The organism is Shewanella marisflavi (genome assembly GCF_002215585.1).
Lineage (GTDB): Bacteria > Pseudomonadota > Gammaproteobacteria > Enterobacterales > Shewanellaceae > Shewanella > Shewanella marisflavi.
This window is the reverse complement of the sequence record NZ_CP022272.1, coordinates 2929227-2947288: the sequence shown is the minus strand read 5'-3', so window position 1 is coordinate 2947288 and position 18062 is coordinate 2929227. Positions and strand designations below refer to the sequence as shown.

General features: G+C 50.7%; 15 protein-coding genes. 12 read left to right on the top strand and 3 right to left on the bottom strand.

Annotated features, from left to right (window positions below; genetic code table 11):
* The first annotated feature begins 134 nt into the window (after window positions 1-134).
* Window positions 135-644: a GNAT family N-acetyltransferase gene (locus CFF01_RS13045; RefSeq protein ID WP_088905950.1), complete on the top strand. Its 510-nt coding sequence runs from the start codon at window positions 135-137 to the stop codon at window positions 642-644.
* Between the two features lie 3 nt (window positions 645-647).
* Here CFF01_RS13045 and CFF01_RS13040 read toward each other — a convergent pair whose 3' ends face one another.
* Window positions 648-2393, bottom strand: a complete 1746-nt coding sequence (locus CFF01_RS13040) for a bifunctional metallophosphatase/5'-nucleotidase (protein ID WP_088905087.1) — start codon at window positions 2391-2393, stop codon at window positions 648-650.
* Between the two features lie 92 nt (window positions 2394-2485).
* On the bottom strand, window positions 2486-3619 hold the full coding sequence (locus CFF01_RS13035) for a CNNM domain-containing protein (RefSeq protein WP_088905086.1): 1134 nt from the start codon (window positions 3617-3619) through the stop codon (window positions 2486-2488).
* A gap of 145 nt (window positions 3620-3764) precedes the next feature.
* On the opposite strand from CFF01_RS13035, the gene CFF01_RS13030 reads away from it, so the two are divergent.
* The 9 genes from CFF01_RS13030 to CFF01_RS12990 all read left to right on the top strand — a co-directional run bounded on the left by CFF01_RS13030 (window position 3765) and on the right by CFF01_RS12990 (window position 13388).
* On the top strand, window positions 3765-4886 hold the full coding sequence (locus CFF01_RS13030; protein WP_088905085.1) for a bifunctional tRNA (adenosine(37)-C2)-methyltransferase TrmG/ribosomal RNA large subunit methyltransferase RlmN: 1122 nt from the start codon (window positions 3765-3767) through the stop codon (window positions 4884-4886).
* 32 nt (window positions 4887-4918) lie between these two features.
* Window positions 4919-5707 (top strand): type IV pilus biogenesis/stability protein PilW, encoded by a 789-nt coding sequence (gene pilW, locus CFF01_RS13025; protein ID WP_033538514.1) that lies wholly within the window; start codon window positions 4919-4921, stop codon window positions 5705-5707.
* Complete coding sequence (locus CFF01_RS13020; RefSeq protein ID WP_088905084.1) at window positions 5707-6669, top strand: RodZ domain-containing protein; 963 nt, start codon at window positions 5707-5709, stop codon at window positions 6667-6669. Before pilW ends, CFF01_RS13020 begins: the two co-directional genes overlap by 1 nt.
* A gap of 20 nt (window positions 6670-6689) precedes the next feature.
* Window positions 6690-7805: a flavodoxin-dependent (E)-4-hydroxy-3-methylbut-2-enyl-diphosphate synthase gene (gene ispG, locus CFF01_RS13015; protein WP_033538512.1), complete on the top strand. Its 1116-nt coding sequence runs from the start codon at window positions 6690-6692 to the stop codon at window positions 7803-7805.
* Window positions 7806-7957: 152 nt separating this feature from the next.
* Window positions 7958-9229 carry a histidine--tRNA ligase gene (hisS, locus tag CFF01_RS13010; RefSeq protein WP_033538635.1) on the top strand — a complete coding sequence of 424 codons (1272 nt, stop codon included), beginning with the start codon at window positions 7958-7960 and terminating at the stop codon, window positions 9227-9229.
* A 14-nt stretch (window positions 9230-9243) separates the two neighbouring features.
* Window positions 9244-9867, top strand: coding sequence for a tetratricopeptide repeat protein (locus tag CFF01_RS13005; protein WP_088905083.1), 624 nt, complete (start codon window positions 9244-9246; stop codon window positions 9865-9867).
* A gap of 11 nt (window positions 9868-9878) precedes the next feature.
* On the top strand, window positions 9879-11066 hold the full coding sequence (gene bamB, locus CFF01_RS13000; protein WP_033538510.1) for an outer membrane protein assembly factor BamB: 1188 nt from the start codon (window positions 9879-9881) through the stop codon (window positions 11064-11066).
* A 94-nt stretch (window positions 11067-11160) separates the two neighbouring features.
* Window positions 11161-12630: a ribosome biogenesis GTPase Der gene (gene der / locus CFF01_RS12995; protein WP_033538509.1), complete on the top strand. Its 1470-nt coding sequence runs from the start codon at window positions 11161-11163 to the stop codon at window positions 12628-12630.
* 224 nt (window positions 12631-12854) lie between these two features.
* On the top strand, window positions 12855-13388 hold the full coding sequence (locus CFF01_RS12990) for a hypothetical protein (protein WP_088905082.1): 534 nt from the start codon (window positions 12855-12857) through the stop codon (window positions 13386-13388).
* 56 nt (window positions 13389-13444) lie between these two features.
* Here CFF01_RS12990 and xseA read toward each other — a convergent pair whose 3' ends face one another.
* Window positions 13445-14773 (bottom strand): exodeoxyribonuclease VII large subunit, encoded by a 1329-nt coding sequence (xseA, locus tag CFF01_RS12985; RefSeq protein WP_088905081.1) that lies wholly within the window; start codon window positions 14771-14773, stop codon window positions 13445-13447.
* A 119-nt stretch (window positions 14774-14892) separates the two neighbouring features.
* On the opposite strand from xseA, the gene guaB reads away from it, so the two are divergent.
* Complete coding sequence (gene guaB, locus CFF01_RS12980; RefSeq protein WP_088905080.1) at window positions 14893-16359, top strand: IMP dehydrogenase; 1467 nt, start codon at window positions 14893-14895, stop codon at window positions 16357-16359.
* A 106-nt stretch (window positions 16360-16465) separates the two neighbouring features.
* The gene (guaA, locus tag CFF01_RS12975; RefSeq protein ID WP_033538505.1) at window positions 16466-18043 is read left to right on the top strand and encodes a glutamine-hydrolyzing GMP synthase; all 1578 of its coding nucleotides are present in this window, start codon (window positions 16466-16468) and stop codon (window positions 18041-18043) included.
* The last annotated feature ends 19 nt before the right edge of the window (window positions 18044-18062 follow it).

Genomic DNA, 18062 nt, shown 5'->3' with positions numbered 1-18062 from the left:
AGTTGACGAATAAAGATATAGTGCCGCTAAGTAATTATCGGCACTATTTTTTTGCCTAATCTGCCACTAATATAAGCAGCTATTGGCGGGCCGCATTTTTTTCGCTGGCTCATAACATTTTCATGCATTTAGCGATGATTAAAATAATTCCCTATCACAAGGGTTATGCGACTGCAGTGAGTCACCTGTATCATCAGGCGGTACAGGCTATAGATGAGACCCATTATTCAAAGGCGCAGAAACATGCTTGGTCACAGGCCCCACGCTCTGGCTATCATTGGCATAAACGCCTGACGCGTTCGCAAGCCTGGCTGGCTGTGGATATACAGCGATTGCTGGGAGGGCTGCCGCTCTGTGTGGGTTTTGTGAATGTTGAGACTCACTATCGCTCACGAGGTTATATCGACAGTCTTTATGTGCATCCTGACTATCAGGGACTGGGAGTGGGCACCGAGTTAGTGCGTCATCTTGAAGACTGGGCCTACTCCCAGGCGATAGAAACCTTGAGTGTGGATGCTTCCTGCCTGTCACGCCCCCTATTTATCGCCCGAGGTTTTACCCTGCGCCATAAATGTTATCAGGAGAAATTGGGCCAGGTGTTTATGGCCTATTACCTGGTGAAATCCATGAGTCATGGAGTTTAGGTATTATAAGAACTCTAGGTGACTCGTGTATTGGATATGGGGCGGCATGGCGCCGTGCAATCCCTGTTCTCGCTGCATGAAGCGAATAAAAGCCTCTGGTAGGGTCAGCGAGGCTATCGACTGCTGCTCTTCGGCGCTAAGCAGATCTTGATAACCTTCCTTGCCAGATGCCGTGTAGGCCGATGAGACGCCGCAGTACAGTCTGTTGGGCACTACGCTGTGCCATTGCATCTCACCGGCGATTTCGGTCAATACCTCCAGCTGTAGGATCCTTGAGCCCTGAGGTTGCCTGCCGTCATAGCAATATTTAAGACCATAAGTATAGGGAAAACTGCCTGCGCCGGTTCCTGTGATGCTGTTGTTGGTGGCAGAGTTAATGGCCGACTCTAGGGTTTGATAGAGGAAACGACCTAAAATCTTATATCTGACCAATGGCAGGGCAAAAGGAAGCAGACGGCCAAGCACGTCGGCCATGGTGACTGCGCCTTTATTCAGTGATTGTCTCACGCCGCCGGCATTGTGCAGGGCAAAATCGACCTGAAGATCCAGCTGGCGCGTCTCGTGGTATATGCTCTTACACACCCAGGGCGCAATTTCACTGCCATGGGGAAGTGCCTTACTGGGCAGACGTGTATGAATAAGGTTTCTTGGGACAAAGCCCAGTACCTGATGTTCCAGTGCACTGATAGCGGGCTGGTATTGCTCTCTGATCACTTGGTTGATCTCTGTCAGCTCTTCGTCCCACAAGACCCCAGGGTGTTCACTGAGTTGCTGCTTTAGTGCTGCGTAAGTCGCGCTGGAGATCTGTTGCTCGCCTTCGATAATTAGATGTTTATCGAGCATGAAGTAGTTGTGTCCGGCTAAGTGAGTGACACGGCCTTGCTGGTCAAATTCGATATCGCACAAGCCTAAGGTTTCCGCATATTTTCCCGCATGCAGTATGGGCGTGTGATTGACGCTTTCACCATAGGGCAGGGCGCTATGGCCAAGCTGGCTAAATTCTCCCTGCAAGGTGTGAGAGTGACCGCCGACGATAAGGCTGATCCCTGAGACCTCACGGGCTAACACTTTATCTTTATCCCAACCTAGGTGACTCAACACTAGGATATGATCTATCCCCTCAGCTTTGAGCTTAGCCACAGTATTGGCGGTGGTTTCTATTGCGTTGGCAAAGTGGGTATCTTCATCGGGCCGGGCGATCTCCTTCATCTGATCTAAGGTGATGCCTATGATAGCTAATTGCTTGTCGCCAAGGGGTTTAAACAGCACCTTGGCCGTCTGGCTTTGGGAGCAGTAGTCTAAGAGCCTCGGGTGCCCCGCAAGTCTGGCTTGTTTATGAAGATCTTCCTGGCTGAGATCCATGTTACCCGCCATTAGAGGGAAATTGATGTTATCGAGAAACTGCTTAACTGGTTGATTGCCCGCATCTATCTCATGGTTACCGAGCACCATGGCATCTGGCGCGAGGCGGTTGAGCAGATCGGCGTTGGCCACGCCTTTAAACTGGTTAAAGTAGAGGGTGCCTTGAAAGCTGTCGCCTCCATGCAGAAACAGAAAATCTTGCTCGGCATCTGCCGCTTGCTGACGCGCCTTGGCCACCTGATAGCCGATCCTGGCATAGCCACCACTATGGCTGTAGACCTCATAGCTTTGATGCTGGTGAGTCAGCAGAAATTGAACGCGTGAGGGATCGAAGTGGGAGTGGGTGTCGTTGATATGTGCAAGCTTGAGCGAGTATCTGTTGGTCATGTAGGCCTCATATTGTGAAGCGGGCTAGTATACCTCAGCGGCACTAAATGAAAAAGGGAAGCATTTGCTTCCCTTTATAAACTCATCTTAAGTTATTTACTTATTTTACCCAGAGGTTGAGCCTCGGTGACGCTGCTTTCCTGTGGGTCACTTCTCGGGAGATCATCCTCTTCTGCCGAGCCCTCATCAGAGATGCGTATCCCCTTATGGGTCATGCGGCGCTTCCACAAACGTCGAGCTAACTGCTGCATGTCAGTCACAGGATCGTTGCTGTCGACAATTTCAAGTCCCAATAGCGACTCAATAATGTCTTCTAGAGTGACTATGCCCAGACCACTACCGTATTCATCTACCACCATGGCAATCTTAGTATTGCGCTTAATCATCAGCTGAAATAGGGGTAAGATTTTGGCTGTTTCTGGCACGATAACCAGATTGCGTTTCACCGCCGAGATAGGTGCCTGGGGCGTTTCACGCTCAGATAACAAGATAGTATTACGGTTGACATAACCGACTATATTGTCGCGATCACCATCGAAAACTGGAATGCGGGTGAAGGGGCTTTTCTTGTGCGCCTTGGCAAATGCCGACTGGGTCATGCTTGCTGGTACGCTAAACATCACGGTTCTTGGGGTCATGATGGCAGTTACCGGCATCTCTTTCACCGACAGCATCTGGGTCAGAATCATAGACTCCTGCTCGTCCAGCTCGCCTGATTCATGGCCAATCTTTGCCATGGCGCTCATCTCTTGACGAATATATTGTCCCTCGTCGCCTTTACCCAATTTATGGGTGACCTGCTGAGACATCCAAATTAGCGGCCTAGTGATGCGCTCCATCCATAGCAGTGCTAAGGACACGCTTGGTGCCAGGCTACGCCAATAGTTAGCGCCTAGGGTCTTAGGGATGATCTCTGAGAAGAAGAGGATCAAGAAGGTGAGCACACCCGAGAAAACACCCAGCATCTCATCACCGAATACTTTCGCAGCTTGCGCACCGGCAACGGCGGCGCCGACGGTATGGGCAATAGTGTTTAGGGTCAAAATAGAGACCAGTGGCGATTCCACATTCTCTTTTTGACGGCTTAAACGCTCGGCCGCAACGGGGTGAGATTCTTTTAGGTTCGCAATAAAGCTAGGTGTAACAGACAGAAGCACAGCTTCAAACACACTACATAGGAAAGAGATCCCAATAGCGACAAAGACAATAACAATAAGGGTTATCATGAGGGAGGTAAAACAACTCCGAGTAGCAAGCCAATATTAGCTTGAGGGCGATTCTAGCATAGTCTATTTCGTTACTGGCTAAAATTTATTGATATCTGTATAATTCGCCGCCCTGTGGCAGGTTTTGGTGTTGAGGTTAGTCAAAATGAGTGAAAAAAAGATCAATTTATTGGATCTCGATCGTAAAGGATTGAGAGCATTGTTTACCGAGATGGGTGAAAAGCCATTTCGTGCCGATCAATTGATGAAGTGGCTATATCATTTTGGCGTAAGCGACTTCGAACAGATGACCAACATCAATAAAGTGCTGCGGGCAAAATTAGCAGAGCGTTGTGAGGTGGTGGCGCCTGAGATCTCTAGCTATCAGAAGTCTGCCGACGGTACCATTAAGTTTGCTATCAACGTAGGTAATGGTCAGGAAGTTGAAACGGTTTATATCCCAGAAGAAGACCGCGCTACCTTGTGTGTGTCATCTCAGGTGGGCTGTGCGCTGGAATGTACTTTCTGCTCTACCGCCCAGCAGGGCTTTAACCGTAACCTCACAGTGTCTGAAATTGTCGGTCAAATCTGGCGCGTGTCGCATTTTCTCGGTTTTCAGAAAGACACCGGTGAGCGACCTATCTCTAATGTCGTGATGATGGGCATGGGTGAGCCGCTGCTTAACCTCAAAAACGTCATGCCTGCTATCGATATCATGCTGGACGACTTTGGCTTTAGTCTCTCTAAGCGCCGCGTGACGGTATCGACTTCGGGTGTTGTGCCTGCCTTGGATATCTTGGGTGATAACTTGGATGTGGCCTTGGCTGTGAGTATTCACGCGCCTAATGATGAGCTACGTGATGTGCTGGTGCCGGTGAACAAGAAGTATCCGCTGCAGGATTTCCTGGCGGCGATTCGTCGTTACTTAGCTAAGTCTAACGCTAACCGTGGCCGTGTGACGCTGGAGTATGTGATGTTAGATCATATTAACGACAGCACAGATCAGGCGCACGAGTTGGCAAAGTTGATGAAGGATACTCCTTGTAAGATCAACTTGATTCCTTTCAACCCCTATCCGGGTTCTCCCTATGGGCGCTCGTCGAACTCTCGTATCGACAGATTCTCTAAAGTCTTGATGGAATATGGCTTGACCGTGATAGTGCGTAAGACCCGCGGAGACGATATTGACGCGGCCTGTGGCCAGTTAGCCGGAGATATTCGCGACAGAACCAAACGTTTAGCGAAAAAACGCATGCAAGATAGTCAGATTTCAGTCACAATAAACTAACTTATTGTATCTGCTACTAGATAGGCTTGCGTATGTTAAGCAAAAAGCCCACATTGACCCTGTTAGTCATTCTGACTTCTGCGCTGATGTCGGGATGTGTAACCGAAAGAACCTATAGCGGCACAGATGTGCCTGTTACCGAGCGCACTTTTGATAACGTGGCCGCTGCGCGTCAACGTGTGCAGCTCGGCTTGACCTATCTGCAAAAAGGCAATAGTGAACAAGCCAAATACAATCTGGATAAGGCGCTTGAGTTTGCGCCCAACATCGAAGATGTACATGTGGCATTAGCCTATTATTATCAATCGGTTGGTGAGTTCGAATTGACAGAAAAGGCATATCGTAATGCCATTAGTGTCAACGACGCCACCGGTGATTCAATGAACAATTTCGGCGTGTTTCTCTGCCAGCAGGGGAAATACGATGAGTCCGAAAAGATGTTTCTTCGGGCAGTAAAGATGCCCAAATATACCCGCTCTGCCTCTAGCTACGAGAACCTAGGGATCTGTAGCCGCAAGTCGGGTGATCTTCAAAAAGCACAACGCTACTTCGAGATGGCACTTAATTATGACCCCCGTCGTGCCAACTCCCTAATAGAACTGTCTGAGATCGAACTGGATCTGGGGAACTACTCCGCCGCTAAGAAAGGCTTGGCGCGTTACCATAGAGTGGTGCCCGAATCGGCTCAGAGTCTAGCGTTGGGAATTAAAATTGAGCAAGGCCTAAATGACCCAGAAGCGGTGAGAAAGTTTGGTATTCTTCTCCTGGCTAAGTTTCCCGCTTCCAATGAGGCTAAGCAGTATAGAGCAAGTTTGCACTAATGACTGAAAATCAAATTGATATGCTCAAGGATGATGCAGAAAAACCAAAGGAAACCAGTGAAACATTGGGCCAGTGGCTAAAGGCTGAGCGCGAAGCGCGTCAGATGACGCTGACCAGCGTTGCTGAACAGTTAAATCTACGTCCCTCCATTGTCAGCGATATCGAAGCTGATAATTATGACAACATCGCCTCTGTTACCTATGTCAAAGGCTATGTGAAAAATTACGCCCGTATTCTTGGCTTGGATAAGGCCAAGGTCGATACCTATCTTGCTGAGAGTTTTCCTGTGGTCGCCGCGCCGACCATGCAGAGCTTCTCGCGTAAGACCACTCGTCAGGCCAGAGATGGTCGTCTGATGTTAGTGACCTATCTAATCGTCTTCGTGTTGCTTGCCCTGCTCGTACTTTGGTGGGTGCAGAAATCGGCCTTGGTGGCCGATGTAGATCTCTCTCAGCCATCGGTTGAAGAGGCTGCCGAGTTATCGATGCTGAGTAGTGATTTGCCTTTGGGTGAGGATCCTCAAGCCATGACAGGCATAGAAGAAGATCGCGAGCCGATAGTCCAAGAGCCACAAGGTGATATAGCCCTTGCGTCACAAGTATCGACACAGAGCGCTAAGGTTTTAGAGCCAACTGCGAGCGAGTCATTGCCGCAAGTATCTGATGAACAAGTTAAACCTGCCCAAGCGGTGCAGACCGAGCAGGTAAGCGCTGAGGCGGAGTTAGCCTTGAGCCTCAGCGGTGATTGCTGGATAAAAATTACCGATGCAGAGGGCAAAGTATTGGTTAACGGACTTAAGCAGGCTGGCAAGGAGATGAATCTCTTTGGTCAGGAGCCGTTTAAGGTTATATTGGGCGCTCCCCAGTCGCTGACCATGCGACTTAACGGTGAAGATATCGATCTGGCCAAGTACCCCAGTGGCCGTGTTGCCAGACTGACGGTAAGTTCCGCCAATCTTTGAAGTAAAAGAGTGAATTAAAGATGTACAACGAGTCTCCAATCATCCGCCGCCCTTCGACACGTATCTATGTGGGTGATGTTCCTATTGGTGATGGTGCCCCCATCGCTGTGCAATCTATGACCAACACTCGCACCACGGATGTGGAGGCGACAGTCGCACAGATCCGCGCGCTGGAAAATGTTGGCGCCGATATTGTACGTGTCTCAGTGCCTACCATGGACGCCGCCGAGGCGTTTAAGCTCATCAAGCAACAGACTAAGATCCCGCTGATCGCCGATATTCACTTCGATTACCGTATTGCATTGAAGGTGGCTGAATATGGCGTGGATTGCTTGCGTATCAACCCAGGTAACATAGGCAACGAAGAGCGCATCCGTAATGTGGTGGAATGCGCCCGTGACAAGAATATTCCTATTCGCATCGGGGTGAACGGTGGTTCATTAGAGAAAGATCTGATGGACAAGTATAAGGAGCCAACCCCCGAAGCTCTGCTAGAGTCCGCCATGCGTCACGTGGATATTCTCGACAGACTCAATTTCGACCAGTTTAAGGTGAGCGTGAAGGCGTCAGATGTTTTCCTGGCGGTGGAGTCTTATCGTTTGCTGGCCAAACAGATTAAACAGCCACTGCACCTTGGGATCACTGAGGCTGGTGGTGCTCGCGCAGGCGCGGTGAAATCCGCGGTTGGCCTAGGCATGTTGCTGGCCGAAGGAATAGGCGATACCCTGCGAGTCTCGTTGGCGGCTGACCCGGTCGAGGAGATCAAAGTTGGCTTCGATATCCTAAAATCGCTGCGAATTCGCTCACGCGGTATCAACTTCATCGCCTGTCCATCATGTTCTCGTCAGGAGTTTGATGTGATTGCCACGGTCAACGAGCTAGAGCGTCGTTTAGAAGATGTCGTGACCCCTATGGACGTCTCTATCATTGGCTGTGTGGTCAATGGTCCCGGCGAAGCCTTAGTGTCAGATATTGGTCTGACAGGTGGCAACCGTAAGAGTGGCTACTACGACGATGGCGTTCGTCAAAAAGAGCGTTTCGACAACGAACATATTGTCGATCAGCTTGAGGCAAAGATCCGCGCCAAGGTGGCCAGTGTTGACGCACGTATTGCCGCCAAAGATATCACTGAATAAAGGGTAAGTTGCTGCGCACAAGATGAGGTGAATAACTTCATTTGTGGCGCAGCTCACTGGCGCATAGCGCCGGTTTTGCGTTTATTGATGATGCGCCTATAATGCGAGGCGCTTTTTTATTTTTTACAGCTAAATTCGGACGAGTTGATACAGTGGCAAAACAGATTCAAGCGATTCGCGGAATGAACGATATTCTGCCGACCCAGAGCCCTCTATGGCAAAAATTAGAAGCCGTGCTGCGTGATACCGTAGCCGCCTATGGTTACAGCGAGATCCGTACCCCCATCGTCGAGAGTACCGACCTGTTCAAACGTTCTATCGGTGAAGTGACAGACATTGTCGAGAAAGAGATGTATACCTTTGCCGACCGCAATGGCGACCTCTTAACTCTGCGTCCTGAAGGCACCGCCTCGACCGTACGTGCGGGTAACGAGCATGGTTTACTGTACAACCAAGAGCAGCGCCTCTGGTATATGGGCCCTATGTTCCGTCATGAGCGTCCTCAGAAGGGCCGTTACCGCCAATTTAACCAGTTTGGCGTTGAGGTTTATGGTATCGCCTCGGCCGATATCGATGCCGAAGTCTTGATGATGTCAGCTCGCCTGTGGCAGAAGCTGGGGATCAGCGAGCATGTCAAACTCGAGCTGAATACCTTAGGCGATGCCGATGAGCGCGCTGCATACCGTGACGCCCTGGTCGCTTTCCTCGAGCAGCATAAAGAGAAGCTTGATGAAGACAGCCAGCGCCGTATGTACTCTAATCCGCTGCGCGTATTAGATAGCAAGAACCCGGATGTGCAGGCGCTTCTGGGAGATGCTCCGGCGCTGATGGACTATCTGGGCGAAGAAAGTCGCGGCCATTTTTCACATTTATGTGAACTACTTGATGCCGTTGGCATCAAATACGAAATTAACCCTCGCCTGGTGCGCGGTTTAGATTACTATAACCGCACAGTGTTCGAGTGGGTCACCGATAGCTTAGGGGCTCAGGGGACCGTTTTGGCGGGTGGTCGTTATGACGGCCTGGTTGGTCAGCTTGGTGGCAAAGATACCCCAGCGGTGGGGTTTGCCATGGGACTTGAGCGCATCGTGCTGATGCTGGAAACACTCAGCCTGACCGATGACGTATCTGGACCGGTTGACGTTTATGTTACCGCCATGGGTGATGATTGCCGCGTTGCTGCCATAAAGGTGGCGCAGCAGTTAAGAGAAGTTGACGGCCTCAAGGTGATGAGCCATTGTGGCGGCGGAAACTTTAAGAAGCAGATGAAGCGTGCCGACAAGAGTGGCGCTAAGCTCGCGATAGTGATCGGTGAAACCGAACTGGCCAATGGCCAGGTGGCGCTGAAATATCTGCGCGAAGATAAAGAACAAGAATTAGTTGCACAGGATTCGTTAGCAGCTTACGTTGCAGAACTGATTTAAAGAGGAAGAGAAACGTGGAAATTTATAGCACAGAAGAACAACAAGTCGATGCTATCAAACAGTTCTGGAAAGACTATGGCAGCTCGATTGTCATAGGTGCAGTAGTGGGCCTGGGTGGCCTGTATAGCTGGAACTACTATTCAGATTATAAAGTGGCTCAGGCCGAACAAGCCTCTGAAGCTTTCCAAACTATTAGCAATTCGGTGAAGGCCGATTCAAGCATGTTGGCTGCGGCCGAGAGCTTTGCTAAAGATCATGGTAGCCAGCAAGGCTATCAAGCTTTGTTACAACTGATTGTAGCTAAAGCGGCTGTAGAAGCCGGTGAGCTGGAGAAGGCTGAGCAGGCGCTTAAGCAGATCCTGGCCGACAAGCCAGAAGAGGGGCTTGTGGCACTGGCGGCTTTGCGTCTTGCTCGTGTACAAGCTGAGCAAGGTCAGTTGGCCACTGCGCTGGCAACCCTTGAGCAGATCAATACCCCAGCCTTTAGCGTACAACGCGACGAGTTAAAAGGTGATTTCCTGGTACGTCAAGGCGAAGCCGACAAGGCCAAGAGTGCCTATCAATCAGCCCTAGATAATGGCGGTGCGACTTCAAGCCCAGCATTACAGATGAAGCTAGATAACCTGAACAAGGCATAAGGAAGCTGCCCATGAAGTCTTGGTGCAAAACATTACTGGCGTGTAGCCTGAGCCTGGGTTTGCTGTCGGCCTGTTCTTCCAATGATGTCGAAGAAGAGCCGGTCAGTCCGCTGCCGGAGATCGAAGCAAGTGTCTTTCCTGAGGTGAGCTGGAGTACCTCTGTCGGTAAGGGAGTGGGAGATTACTACTCCAATATCCGTCCGGCGGTGCGATACGACAAGCTGTTTGTGATGGATCGTCATGGCGAAGTGGCTGCCTATGATGAGGCCTCTGGCGAGCAGGTATGGTCTATTGATATCAGCTCCTGGTTTAAAGAGCGGGCGCTGGCCAAAAATAAAGGCGCGCGTCTCTCTTCTGGCATCACCGCCGCTCGTAACAAGGTGTTTTTTGGTGGTGAGAGTGGTTTGCTTGCTGCTGCCGATGCTGAAACTGGCGAGATGATTTGGCATGTTATTGCTGGCGGTGAGCTGTTATCTGCACCGACCGTCGGTGAAGATGTGGTCGTGGTTCACACCAGTACAGGTAGCCTAGAAGCCTACAATGTCGACAATGGCGAGAAGCTCTGGGTTTATGAGAATAAGCTACCGACACTGACCCTTAGAGGCACTGGCGCCGCGGCTTATGAAGCTGGTGGTTTCTTCGTTGGTACTGCCGATGGCAAAGTTGCTGTGATAGTGAAAGCCAATGGTCAGGCCGCATGGGAACAGCCTATCTATACGCCCAAAGGCGGTAACGAGTTTACTCGCATGGCTGATGTGGATATGAAGCCGCTGATCGTGGGCGATAACATCTATGCCGTGAGTTACAATGGTAACCTGGTGTCGATGGAACTACGCACCGGACGTATTGTCTGGAGCCGTAAGTATTCAAGCTTCAACGAGTTGGACTCTGCTGGTCTAAACCTTTATCTGGTAGATGATCACAGTCGTATCTACGCGGTCGACAAGCGCAACGGTCTGGAAAGCTGGAGCAACAGCGAGCTGACTAACCGTGAATTGACCTCACCTATGGTCTATAAAGACTATTTAGTTGTGGGAGATTTTGAAGGTTATCTGCATTTCATCGATCGCGCCTCAGGTAAGCTTGTGGGACGGGTTGAAGTGGATAATTCAGGTTTGTTTAGCCAGCCACTGGTAATAGATGATAAGATCTACGTCCAGAGTCGCGATGGCAAGGTAGCAAGAATTACGCTTCCCTAAGGCGAGCTTTAACAGTTTTTAAAGCCCCTGGACCTTGTGCTGGGGGCTTTTTATTTAAGATATTCAGATAGATTTGTAAATTAGAGGCAAGAAAATGATTCCAGTTGTGGCCTTGGTTGGCCGACCAAACGTAGGTAAGTCGACCCTGTTTAATCGTCTTACGCGCACCAGAGACGCCTTGGTAGCTGACTACCCAGGTCTGACTCGGGATCGTAAGTATGGTCGTGCACATCTATCTGGTTATGAATTCATCGTAGTAGATACCGGTGGTATCGATGGTACCGAAGAGGGGATCGAAACCCGCATGGCTGAGCAGTCGCTGGCGGCGATCGAAGAGGCCGATGTGGTGCTGTTTTTAACCGACGCCCGCGCCGGTTTGACCGCTGCCGATGAGGCGATTGCCGAGCATCTGCGCCGCCGTGAGAAGACTACCTTCGTCGTTGCTAACAAGGTCGATGGTATCGATGCCGATTCGTCTTGCGCCGAGTTTTGGGCGCTGGGATTGGGTGAGGTCTACCAGATGGCTGCCGCCCAAGGGCGCGGCGTGACTAATATGATCGAATATGCTCTGACCCCTTATGCCGAAGCTTTAGGACTCACCCGCGACGATGAGGGCGATGAGGAAAGCGACGAGCGTGAGTACACAGAGGAAGAAGCCGAAGCCGAACAGAAGCGTCTGCAGGATCTGCCGATCAAACTGGCGATTATCGGTAAGCCAAACGTAGGTAAGTCGACGCTGACTAACCGTATCCTGGGCGAAGAGCGCGTTGTCGTGTATGACGAGCCAGGTACGACGCGTGACAGCATCTATATTCCACTGGAACGCGATGGACAGGAATATGTGATTATCGACACTGCCGGTGTGCGTCGTCGTAGCAAAGTACATGAAACCGTTGAGAAGTTTTCGGTGATCAAGACCCTTAAAGCGGTGGAAGATGCCAACGTGGTGCTCTTGGTGGTCGATGCCCGTGAAGGTATCGCCGAGCAAGATCTTGGCCTGCTGGGCTTTGCCCTGAACGCAGGTCGCGCGCTGGTGATCGCCGTCAACAAGTGGGACGGTATCGATCAAGAAATTAAAGAACGGGTAAAGAGCGAGCTCGACCGTCGTTTGGGCTTTATCGATTTTGCCCGTATTCACTTCATCTCGGCGTTACATGGCACTGGGGTGGGGCATCTGTTTGAATCTGTGCAGGAAGCGTACGAGAGTGCGACTCGCCGCGTCAGCACTTCAATGCTGACGCGCATCATGCAGATGGCGCAGGAAGATCATCAGCCGCCATTGGTTAACGGTCGCCGAGTGAAGCTTAAGTACGCTCATGCTGGCGGATATAACCCGCCTATCGTGGTGATCCATGGTAATCAGGTGAAGAAGCTGCCGGACTCTTACAAGCGCTTCATGATGAACTACTATCGCCGCTCGCTCAAGGTGATGGGGACGCCAATTCAGGTGCGCTTCCAGGAAGGGGGCAACCCGTTCGATGGCCTCAACACTAAGAAGTTGACTGTGAGTCAGGAGCGTCGTCGTAAGCGTATGATGAGCCACATCAAAGACAAGAAGAAGTAATCTTTCTTGTCGTTATCAAAGGTCAGCTATTGTGCTGGCCTTTTTTATTGGTCATGCCTGATTGTTTAAAATCGTCGCCCAGGCGTATTGGTGTATTAATCTGTCCTGTGCTTATCTTTTGGTTTTATATGCCGTGAAGGATGGCTTTGGCGAGTCTTTGTGTTGATGGCGACTATGCTTAAAGTGCAGTATTTAAGGTAGTTAAACTCACCTAAGGATATGTTATGAAACACCAACAACCCCTGTTGCTTGCTATTTTTCTGGCATTTTTGGCTAGCGCCGCTCAAGCAGCAGATAAACAGGCCTTATTGGCGGATGCTCTCAGCGCCGCACCGCCGACCCTGAGGGATAAGGTCACAGTGATGGATTGGGACAAGAATGTCCTGCAACAAGGCAGCAGCAATTATACCTGCTTTCCAACGCCACCAAGCTTAAAAGGTACGGCGCCTATGTGTATGGATGGCCCCTGGATGGAGTGGGCCGATGCCTGGAGTAACAAGAAGCCGTTTCAAGCCAAGGCGGTAGGTATCTCCTACATGCTGGCTGGTGATGGCGGAGCGAGTAACACAGATCCCTACGCCGAAGGCGAGACCCAAGACAATCAATGGATTGTAGAAGGGCCGCATCTGATGATCATCATGCCTGATCCGGCATTACTCGATAGTCTACCAACCGATCCCTATGCGGGAGGTCCTTATGTGATGTGGAAGGGCACGCCCTATGCTCATATCATGGTGCCTGTTGGCCCGAGAAAGTAAAAGATTCACTGTCTGACTCAAACGCCCGCAAGGGCGTTTTTTGATCTTAACCTGACTCAATTGACGGTAGAGTGCACTTCGCCATCGAGCAGCTTAGTGGTGAGGCGATCGCCTGCTTTAACATCTGAGCAGCGCTGTAGTACCTTGCCCTTGGCATCTAAGGTGATGCTGTAGCCACGGCTTAGGGTTGCTAAGGGGCTGACGGTTTCTAGCTGATGGGCGGCATACTCTAGGGAGCGCTGGGCATCATTAAGCCTTGCCTGCATGGCGCTATGCAGTCTTTGCTCCTGGTTGGTTAGGCGGTTGCTGGCCAAGGCGAGCTGATGGCTGGGTGAGACCCGATGTAATCTAGCGTGTAGCTGTTGTTGGTTACGCTCTAGTTTATGTAATTTTGAATTTAGCGCGGCGCAAAGCTTAAGCTGCATCTCATCGAAGCGCTGCTCATACACTTGTAAGCGACGCTTGGGATCTTGTCGTTGTAGCCTATGCTCGAGTTGCGAAAAGCGCTGCGCCTGTTTGAGGCCGTAATGCTGCCAGCCCTGCCTGAGGCGGGTCATGGCCATCTTGAGCTTATCAGCCTTACTTAAGGCATCTTGGGACAGCAGCTCAGCCGCCGCCGAAGGGGTTGGGGCACGTAGGTCGGCCACATAATCGCTGATGGTGGTATCCACTTCATGACCCACCGCCGAGACCACAGGTAGTGCGCTGTTGTAGATGGTATGAGCCAAGGCCTCGCTGTTAAAGCTCCAGAGATCTTCCAGGGATCCGCCCCCTCGGGTGAGCAGCAATACATCGACTTCCATCCTGTCGTTAGCCAGCATGATGGCGTGACATAACGATTTGTCGGCATGTTCCCCCTGTACCTGGCTTGGATAGATAATCACCTCAATGGAGGGATCACGCCGTTTAAGCACATGGAGAACATCTCTGATGGCGGCACCTGTAGCCGAGGTAACCACGCCGATACGCTGAATATTGCTTGGTAATGGTCGCTTAGTGTCGGCAGCAAAGAGTCCTTCAGCGGCCAGCTTCAGCTTAAGGGCTTCATATTGCTGGGCGAGTAGGCCATCACCTGCGGGTAACATGGAGTCGATAATCAGTTGATAATCGCCTCTGGGTTCGTAGACGCTGATGGCGCCCTTAACTAATACCTGTTGACCATTGGCCGGACGAAAGGTGACAGCGCGGTTGCGTCCCTTAAACATGGCGGCGCGGATTTGGGCATAATTATCTTTTAAGGTGAGATACCAATGGCCTGAACTGGGGGCCGAAAAATTGGATATTTCTGCTTCAAGCCAGACTTTACCCAGTTCACCTTCGAGCAATTGCCTGACTTCGCCATTGAGGCGCGAGACGGTGTAAACATTATTTTTCGGCATTTTCATAGATATTTTGCAACTAAAGCGACTTTTTTACTATTTTCCATTTACCAAGCCCAATATGCAAGGTATAATCCCGCCGCAATATTTTACCTCTTATATCACCTACATGGGGAGATGTTGCCATGCTACGTTTAAAAAAAGAAGCACTAACCTTTGATGATGTGTTGCTTGTTCCTGCACACTCGACCGTACTCCCTAACACTGCCGTTCTCAAGACTCGTTTAACCCAAAAGATAGAACTCAATATGCCAATTGTGTCTGCAGCCATGGATACCGTGACTGAAGCGCGCCTTGCCATTGCGATGGCACAGGAAGGTGGTATTGGTTTTATCCATAAAAATATGAGCATAGAGCAGCAGGCCGAGCAAGTTCGCCAAGTGAAGATCTATGAAGCCGGTATCGTTCAGCAACCTGTAACGGTCACGCCAAATACCACACTTGAGCAACTGAAAGTGTTGACGGAGAAAAACGGCTTTGCCGGTTATCCTGTAGTCGATGAAGCCAATGAGTTGGTGGGTATCATCACAGGTCGTGATGTGCGCTTCATTACCGATTGGTCTCGTACCGTCGACCAGGTGATGACACCTAAAGAGCGCCTGGTAACCGTACCAGAAGGCACTCCGCTGGATGAAGTGCAGAAGTTGATGCACGCTCACCGCGTCGAGAAAGTCCTGGTGGTTGACGCTGACTTTAGACTCAAAGGTCTTATTACCGTAAAAGATTTCCAAAAAGCAGAAGAGAAGCCAAACGCTTGTAAAGACGAATTTGGTCGCTTGCGTGTTGGTGCCGCTGTCGGTGCCGGTGCCGGTAACGAAGCGCGTGTCGATGCACTGGTAAAAGCCGGTATCGACGTGTTGCTTATCGATTCTTCTCACGGCCACTCTGAAGGTGTGCTACAGCGTATTCGCGACACCCGCGCTAAGTACCCAGATCTACAGATTGTTGGTGGTAACGTGGCGACAGCCGAAGGTGCTCTGGCACTGGTTGAAGCCGGTGTGAACGCCGTTAAGGTGGGTATTGGCCCTGGCTCTATCTGTACGACACGTATCGTAACAGGTGTGGGCGTGCCGCAAATCACCGCAGTATCAGATGCCGCCGCAGCGGTTAAGCATCTGGATATTCCTGTTATCGCCGATGGCGGTATCCGCTTCTCAGGCGACTTAGCTAAAGCGCTGGCCGCAGGTGCATCATGCATCATGGCAGGTTCAATGTTTGCCGGTACCGACGAGGCGCCAGGTGAAACTGAGCTATACAATGGTCGCGCTTATAAGTCTTATCGCGGTATGGGCTCTCTGGGCGCCATGACTCAAGGCTCTTCTGACCGTTACTTCCAAAGCGATAACGCCGCCGACAAACTGGTACCTGAGGGTATTGAAGGTCGCGTACCATACAAGGGTAAGCTAAAAGAGATCATCCACCAGTACATGGGTGGCCTGCGTTCATGCATGGGCCTCACAGGTTGTCCTACTATTAAAGATCTTAACGAGAAGGCGGAGTTTGTGAAGGTGACCTCGGCGGGTATGGGTGAATCCCACGTCCATGATGTGACCATCAGCAAAGAAGCGCCTAACTATCGTAGCCGTTCTTAATTATTGAAATCAGGCAGTGTCATTGAAAAATACACTGCCTTTTCTTAAGCCAGGTATCGATAAATGTCGAACATTGGCGAAAATTCTGAAAGATAAAAGGTAAAGCATGAGCAACATTCATGATCATAAGATCCTCATTCTCGATTTTGGATCTCAGTACACGCAATTGATTGCCCGCCGTATCCGTGAGATCGGTGTTTACTGTGAGCTTTGGGCCTGGGATGTGTCTGAAGAGCAGATCAAGGGCTTTGCGCCTAACGGTATTATTCTGGCCGGTGGCCCAGAGAGTGTCACTGCCGACAACTCACCTCGTGCTCCTGAATATGTCTTTAATGCAGGCGTGCCTGTACTGGGGATCTGCTACGGTATGCAGACCATGTCAGAGCAGCTGGGCGGCAAGGTGATCCAGGGGATTGGCGAAGGTGAATTCGGTTATGCCCAGATTGAAATACAGTCTCCTTCAGAGCTGTTCAAGAGCATCGAAGATGCGGTCAGCGATAGCGGCAAGGCGCTGCTTGACGTCTGGATGAGTCATGGCGATAAGGTTTCTGAGATCCCTGAAGGTTTCGTGACTGTGGCTAAGACAGATACTTGTCCTTACGCGGCAATGGCCAACGAAGAGAAGCGTTTCTACGGTGTTCAGTTCCACCCAGAGGTGACTCACACCCGTCAGGGTAAGCGTATGCTTGAGCATTTCGCCCTGGATATCTGCCAATGTGAAGCCAACTGGAAACCTTCTTCTATCATCGAAGACGCGGTTGCTCGTATCAAGGAGCAGGTTGGGGATGACGAGGTTATCCTAGGTCTATCTGGTGGTGTTGACTCATCGGTAGTGGCCATGCTGCTGCACCGCGCTATTGGCAGCAAACTGACCTGTGTGTTTGTTGATAATGGTCTGCTGCGCCTGAATGAAGCCGACCAGGTACTAGAGATGTTTGGCGACCATTTCGGTCTCAACATCGTTCATGTGGACGCCGAAAACCGTTTCCTCGACGCCCTAGCTGGTGAAGCCGAGCCAGAAGCCAAGCGTAAGATCATCGGTAAGGTATTTGTCGATATCTTCGATGAAGAGTCACGTAAGTGTGTGAACGCTAAGTGGCTAGCCCAAGGCACCATCTATCCAGATGTTATCGAATCGGCAGGCAGTGCCACAGGTAAGGCCCATGTGATCAAGTCACACCATAACGTCGGCGGTCTGCCAGATGATATGGAGCTGGGTCTGGTTGAGCCGCTGCGTGAGCTGTTTAAAGATGAAGTACGTAAGATAGGTCTGGAACTTGGCCTGCCTTATAACATGCTTTACCGTCACCCATTCCCAGGACCAGGTCTGGGGGTACGTGTACTGGGTGAAGTGAAGAAAGAGTACTGCGATCTACTGCGCCGTGCCGATGCCATCTTCATCGAAGAGCTGCATAAAGCCGATCTGTACAACAAGGTGAGCCAAGCCTTTACCGTCTTCCTGCCTGTGCGCAGCGTAGGTGTAATGGGTGATGGCCGTAAGTACGACTGGGTTGTATCGCTACGTGCGGTAGAGACCATCGACTTTATGACGGCGCATTGGGCGCACCTGCCATATGATTTCCTTGGCAGAGTGTCAAACCGCATCATCAATGAGATCGACGGTATCTCTCGTGTGGTTTACGATATCTCAGGTAAGCCACCGGCAACTATCGAGTGGGAATAATCCTGCGATAGCTTGTAAA